Origin of the sequence: Pantoea brenneri (assembly GCF_038594305.1) — a bacterium.
GTDB lineage: Bacteria > Pseudomonadota > Gammaproteobacteria > Enterobacterales > Enterobacteriaceae > Pantoea > Pantoea brenneri.
The window spans coordinates 21,898-28,328 of sequence record NZ_JBCGBG010000012.1 but is presented as its reverse complement, the minus strand read 5'-3'; the positions used below and the strand labels follow the sequence as shown (position 1 = coordinate 28,328).

The following is a 6,431-nucleotide window of genomic DNA, read 5'->3' as shown; positions in this document are numbered from 1 at the left end:
GCTACCGTCCTCAGTTCTACTTCCGTACTACTGACGTAACGGGCTCAGTTGAGCTGCCAGAAGGCGTTGAGATGGTAATGCCAGGCGACAACATCAAAATGGTTGTTACCCTGATCCACCCAATCGCAATGGACGAAGGTCTGCGCTTCGCAATCCGCGAAGGCGGCCGTACCGTTGGCGCGGGTGTTGTTGCTAAAGTTATCGCTTAATTGTGATACCTGCTGTGGTCGTGCAAACGGCCACTGCAACAGAGTAAAAAGAGCACTTCGGTGCTCTTTTTTTTTGCCGGTCGGAAAAGGGGATATCCCTACAAAGGCTGGGTTTGAAATAAAAACGATTCGCATTTACACTATGTGCAGAAAATGTACCAGAGTGATGAGTCAATGTACGTCTGCCTGTGTAATGCCATAAGTGATAAAACCCTTCGTGAAGTCGTTCGCCGCTATCAGCCCCGATCTATCCAGCAGCTTCGGCAGTTTGTCCCGGTTGGAAAGCAGTGTGGTAAGTGTATTCGTGCCGCGCGTGAAATCATGGATTCAGAGATGCAACATGCCCCGCTGTATAAAGAGATAGCCTGAGCATAAAGCACATGACTGATCGTCATGCACTCTGTGCTGCGTACTAATAACCACATTATTTGTCGCGTTTTTTTGACTTCTTTTTAACCGCATCTACGCTCTAATAAACCGGACGCGGAGGGTTAACAATGAAGGGCGATATAAAAGTTATTAGTCATCTCAATAAACTGCTTGGAAATGAGCTGGTTGCCGTCAACCAGTATTTTTTGCATGCGCGCATGTTCAAAAACTGGGGGCTGATCCGCCTCAACGATGTCGAATACCATGAATCAATCGATGAGATGAAGCATGCCGACAAGTACATTGAACGCATTCTGTTTCTGGAGGGTATTCCCAATCTGCAGGATTTAGGCCGGCTGCGCATTGGTGAAGATGTCGAAGAGATGCTGGGTTCCGATCTCAACCTGGAGCTGGAAGGCGCAAAAGATTTGCGTGAGGCGATTGCCTACGCAGACAAAGTCCATGACTACGTCAGTCGGGACATGATGATTGAAATCCTGGCGGATGAAGAGCATCACATCGACTGGATTGAAACCGAACTTGAGCTTATCCGCAAAATGGGCATTCAGAATTACCTGCAGGCGCAGATCAAAGAAGAGTAAACCGCGTCTGCAACACCATCATCATCCAGCCCGCAATGGCCAGGAATGGGCCAAACGGCAGCGGGCTGTTACCTCTCTCTGTTGGCCCTCGCCACCGCCCGACCAGTACCGTCCCTAACGCCAGAGAGGTTGCCCCTACTGCAATCCAGGGAAGTGCCTGCCAGCCACAACAGGTTCCCAGCGCCGCAAACAGCTTCATGTCGCCATATCCCAGCCCATCAATGCCCCGGGCTAGCCGATACCCCCATCCCAGCAGCCATAGCGTGCTGTAGCCCGCCAGGCCACCGATGACTGCGGCCGTTGCCGATCCTGTGGTCAGTGCATGGGTTAAGCCGAGCCAGAGCAGCATATAGTTGAGCGGGTCCGGAAGACAGAAATGCCGGCGGTCAATCGCGGCCAGCACGAGCAGCAGACACGAGCTGGCAATGATGAACAGGCTGTCGGTTATCTGCTCAAAGGTATTAAACGCCAGCAGGCACAGCAGCGCTACCAGTGTTTCGACAACCAGGCTGTGCGGGCTAAAGGGGTGGCGGCAGACGCGACATTTACCGCGTAAGGCTGGCCAGCTAATCAGCGGTAAACGATCACGCCATAACAAGGGGCGCTGACAGTGCTCACATTGCGAGCCGGGGACGCAGAGTGAATGGAACCACTCGGCGGGCGAATCAGTCGGAGAGAAGCGCTGACAGACCAGAGCGATAAAACTACCCAGAGCGCTGGCGACAATAAAAATGACAACATCGATCATGAAGTAATGCGGCACGGTCAGGGCTCCTGATTCAGCAACGGGTCTGAGCTGACTCTGCCCATAACCAGATTGCCTGTCATGATAGAAATGCCTGGGCCGGAAAGCAGCGCACAGCAAAAGTGGCCGACCGGACCGCAGGATAGCAGGGCAGTGCGAGGCAGATCTGAAAAGCACAGACGACAAACCCGGTTAAAACGACAACACGGGTTGCTTCCTGAGCAGATTTACGTATAATGCGCGGGCCTGCAGATATTGCAGGCGCGATTCGAGCAGAATCGCAGACGGCAGAATTTTAGGCCGCCTGACAATACTCCCAATTGGGGAGTTATATGCTGAACGATTACACTCTCCCATCAATCGTAATGGGCTCGAGTAGTAATTTTTTTCGTCTATAAAAAGTTTGGAGCTCTGGTCTCATGCAGAACCAAAGAATCCGTATCCGTCTTAAAGCGTTTGATCATCGTCTGATCGATCAATCAACCGCGGAAATCGTTGAGACCGCCAAGCGCACTGGTGCGCAGGTTCGTGGTCCGATCCCGCTGCCAACCCGCAAAGAGCGCTTTACCGTTCTGATCTCTCCGCACGTTAACAAAGATGCGCGTGATCAGTACGAAATCCGCACTCACAAGCGTCTGGTAGACATCGTTGAGCCAACTGAAAAAACCGTTGATGCTCTGATGCGTCTGGATCTGGCTGCCGGTGTTGACGTGCAGATCAGCCTGGGTTAATCAGGTCATCGAGCGATTGAGAGGTTGAAACAATGATTGGTTTAGTCGGTAAAAAAGTGGGCATGACCCGCATCTTCACTGAAGATGGCGTTTCTATCCCCGTCACCGTAATCGAAGTTGAAGCGAACCGCGTTACTCAGGTCAAAGGCCTGGAAAACGATGGTTACCAGGCAATTCAGGTTACCACCGGTGCTAAAAAAGCAAACCGTGTGACCAAACCTGAAGCTGGTCATTTTGCTAAAGCTGGCGTTGAAGCTGGCCGTGGCCTGTGGGAATTCCGCACCGCTGAAGGTGAAGAATACTCTGTAGGTCAGAGCATCAGCGTTGAGATTTTCGCTGAAGTTAAAAAAGTTGACGTAACCGGTACCTCTAAAGGTAAAGGTTTCGCCGGTACCGTTAAGCGCTGGAACTTCCGTACCCAGGACGCGACTCACGGTAACTCCTTGTCTCACCGCGTTCCGGGTTCAATCGGTCAGAACCAGACTCCGGGCAAAGTGTTCAAAGGCAAGAAAATGGCAGGTCAGCTGGGTAATGAGCGCGTAACCGTTCAGAGTCTGGACGTAGTACGTGTTGACGCTGAGCGCAACCTGCTGCTGGTTAAAGGTGCTGTCCCGGGTGCAACCGGTAGCGACCTGATCGTTAAACCAGCTGTGAAGGCGTAAGGGGATAGCAATGGAATTAGTATTGAAAGACGCGCAGAGCGCGCTGACTGTTTCCGAAACTACCTTCGGTCGTGATTTCAACGAAGCGCTGGTTCACCAGGTTGTTGTTGCTTACGCATCTGGCGCCCGCCAGGGTACTCGTGCGCAGAAAACGCGTGCAGAAGTAACCGGTTCAGGCAAAAAGCCATGGCGTCAAAAAGGCACCGGCCGTGCGCGTGCAGGTTCTGTAAAGAGCCCAATCTGGCGTTCAGGTGGCGTGACCTTTGCTGCGAAGCCGCAGGACCACAGTCAAAAAGTTAACAAAAAGATGTACCGCGGCGCGCTGAAAAGCATCCTGTCCGAACTGGTACGTCAAGATCGTCTGATCGTTGTCGAATCATTCGCTGTAGAAGCACCGAAAACCAAGCTGCTGGTACAGAAACTGAAAGACATGGCGCTGGAAGACGTGCTGATCATCACTGGCGAACTGGATGAGAATCTGTTCCTGGCTGCGCGTAACCTGTACAAGGTTGACGTGCGTGATGCATCAGGTATCGACCCAGTTAGCCTGATCGCCTTCGACAAAGTCGTTATGACTGCTGATGCAGTTAAGCAAGTTGAGGAGATGCTGGCATGATCCGTGAAGAACGTCTGCTGAAAGTACTGCGCGCGCCGCACGTATCTGAAAAGGCATCTAGCGCGATGGAAAAAACCAATACCATCGTACTCAAAGTAGCTAATGACGCGACCAAAGCAGAGATCGTTGCTGCTGTTGAGAAACTGTTCGAAGTAGAAGTGAAAGACGTAAACACCCTGGTAGTTAAGGGTAAAGTTAAGCGTCACGGACAGCGTATCGGTCGTCGTAGCGACTGGAAAAAAGCTTACGTCACCCTGAAGGAAGGCCAGAATCTGGACTTCGTCGGCGGCGCTGAGTAAGTCGGAGGAGAAAGACAATGGCAGTTGTTAAATGTAAACCGACATCTCCGGGTCGTCGCCACGTCGTAAAAGTGGTGAACCCAGAGCTGCACAAGGGCAAGCCGTTTGCTCCATTGCTGGAAAAAAACAGCAAATCCGGTGGCCGCAACAACAACGGTCGCATCACTACCCGTCACATCGGTGGTGGTCATAAGCAGGCTTACCGTCTGGTTGATTTCAAACGCAACAAAGATGGTATCCCGGCAGTTGTTGAACGTCTTGAGTACGATCCGAACCGCTCTGCGAACATCGCACTGGTTCTGTACAAAGACGGCGAGCGCCGTTATATCCTGGCCCCTAAAGGCCTGAAAGCCGGCGACCAGATCCAATCTGGCGTTGATGCTGCGATCAAAGCAGGTAACACTCTGCCGATGCGTAACATCCCGGTGGGTTCTACCGTGCATAACGTAGAAATGAAACCAGGCAAAGGCGGTCAGATTGCTCGCTCAGCCGGTGCTTACGTGCAGATCGTTGCGCGTGAAGGTTCTTACGTTACCCTGCGTCTGCGTTCTGGTGAAATGCGTAAAGTCGAATCTGACTGCCGCGCAACACTGGGCGAAGTCGGCAACGCTGAGCATATGCTGCGCGTTCTGGGTAAAGCTGGTGCAGCCCGTTGGCGTGGTGTTCGTCCGACCGTTCGTGGTACCGCGATGAACCCAGTTGATCACCCGCACGGTGGTGGTGAAGGTCGTAACTTTGGTAAGCACCCGGTAACTCCGTGGGGCGTTCAGACCAAAGGTAAGAAGACCCGTAGCAACAAGCGTACTGATAAATTTATCGTACGTCGCCGTAGCAAATAATATTAGAGGATAAGCCATGCCACGTTCTCTCAAGAAAGGTCCTTTTATTGACCTGCACTTGCTGAAGAAGGTAGAGAAAGCGGTGGAAAGCGGTGACAAGAAGCCTTTGCGCACTTGGTCCCGTCGTTCAACGATCTTTCCTAACATGATCGGTTTGACCATCGCTGTCCATAATGGTCGTCAGCACGTTCCTGTCTTTGTTTCCGACGAAATGGTTGGTCACAAACTGGGTGAATTCGCGCCGACACGTACTTATCGCGGTCACGCGGCTGATAAAAAAGCCAAGAAGAAATAAGTAGGAGGAAGAGATGGAAACTATTGCTCAACATCGCCATGCTCGTTCTTCTGCTCAGAAGGTACGCCTGGTGGCGGACCTGATTCGCGGTAAGAAAGTGTCGCAGGCTCTGGATATTTTAACCTACACCAACAAGAAAGCGGCTGTACTGGTTAAGAAAGTCCTGGAATCTGCCATTGCTAACGCCGAACACAACGATGGCGCTGATATCGACGATCTGAAAATCACGAAAATTTTCGTAGATGAAGGTCCGACCATGAAACGCATTATGCCGCGTGCCAAAGGTCGTGCAGATCGCATCCTGAAGCGCACCAGCCACATTACTGTGGTTGTGTCCGATCGCTGAGACTCTGGAGACTAGCAATGGGTCAGAAAGTACATCCTAATGGTATTCGCCTGGGTATTGTAAAACCATGGAACTCTACCTGGTTTGCGAACACCAAAGAATTCGCTGACAACCTGGACAGCGACTTTAAAGTACGTCAGTTCCTGACAAAAGAACTGGCTAAAGCGTCTGTATCTCGTATCGTTATCGAGCGTCCAGCGAAGAGCATCCGTGTGACTATTCACACTGCTCGTCCGGGCATCGTGATCGGTAAGAAAGGTGAAGACGTAGAAAAACTGCGCACGGTCGTCGCGAACATCGCTGGCGTTCCTGCACAGATTAATATCGCTGAAGTCCGTAAGCCGGAACTGGACGCGAAACTGGTAGCTGACAGCATCACTTCACAGCTGGAGCGTCGTGTGATGTTCCGTCGTGCTATGAAGCGTGCGGTTCAGAACGCCATGCGTCTGGGCGCGAAGGGGATTAAAGTTGAAGTTAGCGGCCGTCTGGGCGGCGCCGAGATCGCACGTACCGAATGGTATCGTGAAGGTCGCGTGCCGTTGCACACTCTGCGTGCTGACATTGACTACAACACCTCTGAAGCCCACACCACTTATGGTGTAATCGGCGTTAAGGTATGGATCTTCAAAGGTGAGATCCTGGGTGGTATGGCTGCTGTTGAACAACCGGAACCGGCTGCTCAACCTAAAAAGCAGCAGCGTAAAGGCCGTAAGTAAGG

The 6,431-nt window shown here is 51.9% G+C and carries 12 protein-coding genes; 11 read left to right on the top strand and 1 reads right to left on the bottom strand.

Features of this window, described 5'->3' with window-relative positions; genetic code table 11:
• The 3 genes from AABB92_RS23090 to bfr form a co-directional block, all read left to right on the top strand.
• A partial coding sequence (locus AABB92_RS23090; protein WP_046289650.1) for an EF-Tu C-terminal domain-related protein occupies positions 1-209 on the top strand: 209 nt, incomplete at its 5' end.
• A 174-nt stretch (positions 210-383) separates the two neighbouring features.
• A complete protein-coding gene (gene bfd, locus AABB92_RS23085) occupies positions 384-578 on the top strand; it encodes a bacterioferritin-associated ferredoxin (protein ID WP_072051058.1) in 195 nt (64 codons plus the stop codon).
• A 128-nt stretch (positions 579-706) separates the two neighbouring features.
• Positions 707-1,180: a bacterioferritin gene (bfr, locus tag AABB92_RS23080; protein WP_031377826.1), complete on the top strand. Its 474-nt coding sequence runs from the start codon at positions 707-709 to the stop codon at positions 1,178-1,180.
• Here the strand turns inward: bfr and AABB92_RS23075 are convergent.
• Entirely contained in the window at positions 1,167-1,943 is a 777-nt protein-coding gene (locus AABB92_RS23075; RefSeq protein WP_371316241.1) for a prepilin peptidase, read from the bottom strand. The two genes, bfr and AABB92_RS23075, sit on opposite strands and share 14 nt — an antisense overlap.
• A 401-nt stretch (positions 1,944-2,344) precedes the next feature.
• Between AABB92_RS23075 and rpsJ the strand changes: the two genes are divergently transcribed.
• The 8 genes from rpsJ to rpsC are packed head-to-tail and all read left to right on the top strand — an operon-like array spanning position 2,345 to position 6,429.
• Positions 2,345-2,656 carry a 30S ribosomal protein S10 gene (gene rpsJ, locus AABB92_RS23070; protein ID WP_001181005.1) on the top strand — a complete coding sequence of 104 codons (312 nt, stop codon included), beginning with the start codon at positions 2,345-2,347 and terminating at the stop codon, positions 2,654-2,656.
• A 32-nt stretch (positions 2,657-2,688) separates the two neighbouring features.
• The gene (rplC, locus tag AABB92_RS23065; protein ID WP_003850712.1) at positions 2,689-3,318 is read left to right on the top strand and encodes a 50S ribosomal protein L3; all 630 of its coding nucleotides are present in this window, start codon (positions 2,689-2,691) and stop codon (positions 3,316-3,318) included.
• A 10-nt stretch (positions 3,319-3,328) separates the two neighbouring features.
• Positions 3,329-3,934 (top strand): 50S ribosomal protein L4, encoded by a 606-nt coding sequence (gene rplD, locus AABB92_RS23060; RefSeq protein ID WP_003850711.1) that lies wholly within the window; start codon positions 3,329-3,331, stop codon positions 3,932-3,934.
• Positions 3,931-4,233, top strand: a complete 303-nt coding sequence (rplW, locus tag AABB92_RS23055; RefSeq protein ID WP_031377828.1) for a 50S ribosomal protein L23 — start codon at positions 3,931-3,933, stop codon at positions 4,231-4,233. Before rplD ends, rplW begins: the two co-directional genes overlap by 4 nt.
• 17 nt (positions 4,234-4,250) lie before the next feature.
• The gene (gene rplB, locus AABB92_RS23050) at positions 4,251-5,072 is read left to right on the top strand and encodes a 50S ribosomal protein L2 (RefSeq protein ID WP_031377829.1); all 822 of its coding nucleotides are present in this window, start codon (positions 4,251-4,253) and stop codon (positions 5,070-5,072) included.
• A gap of 16 nt (positions 5,073-5,088) precedes the next feature.
• Entirely contained in the window at positions 5,089-5,367 is a 279-nt protein-coding gene (gene rpsS / locus AABB92_RS23045) for a 30S ribosomal protein S19 (RefSeq protein WP_001138115.1), read from the top strand.
• 13 nt (positions 5,368-5,380) lie between these two features.
• The gene (gene rplV, locus AABB92_RS23040) at positions 5,381-5,713 is read left to right on the top strand and encodes a 50S ribosomal protein L22 (protein WP_046289651.1); all 333 of its coding nucleotides are present in this window, start codon (positions 5,381-5,383) and stop codon (positions 5,711-5,713) included.
• Between the two features lie 17 nt (positions 5,714-5,730).
• Positions 5,731-6,429, top strand: a complete 699-nt coding sequence (rpsC, locus tag AABB92_RS23035; RefSeq protein WP_009087585.1) for a 30S ribosomal protein S3 — start codon at positions 5,731-5,733, stop codon at positions 6,427-6,429.
• Positions 6,430-6,431: the final 2 nt, after the last annotated feature.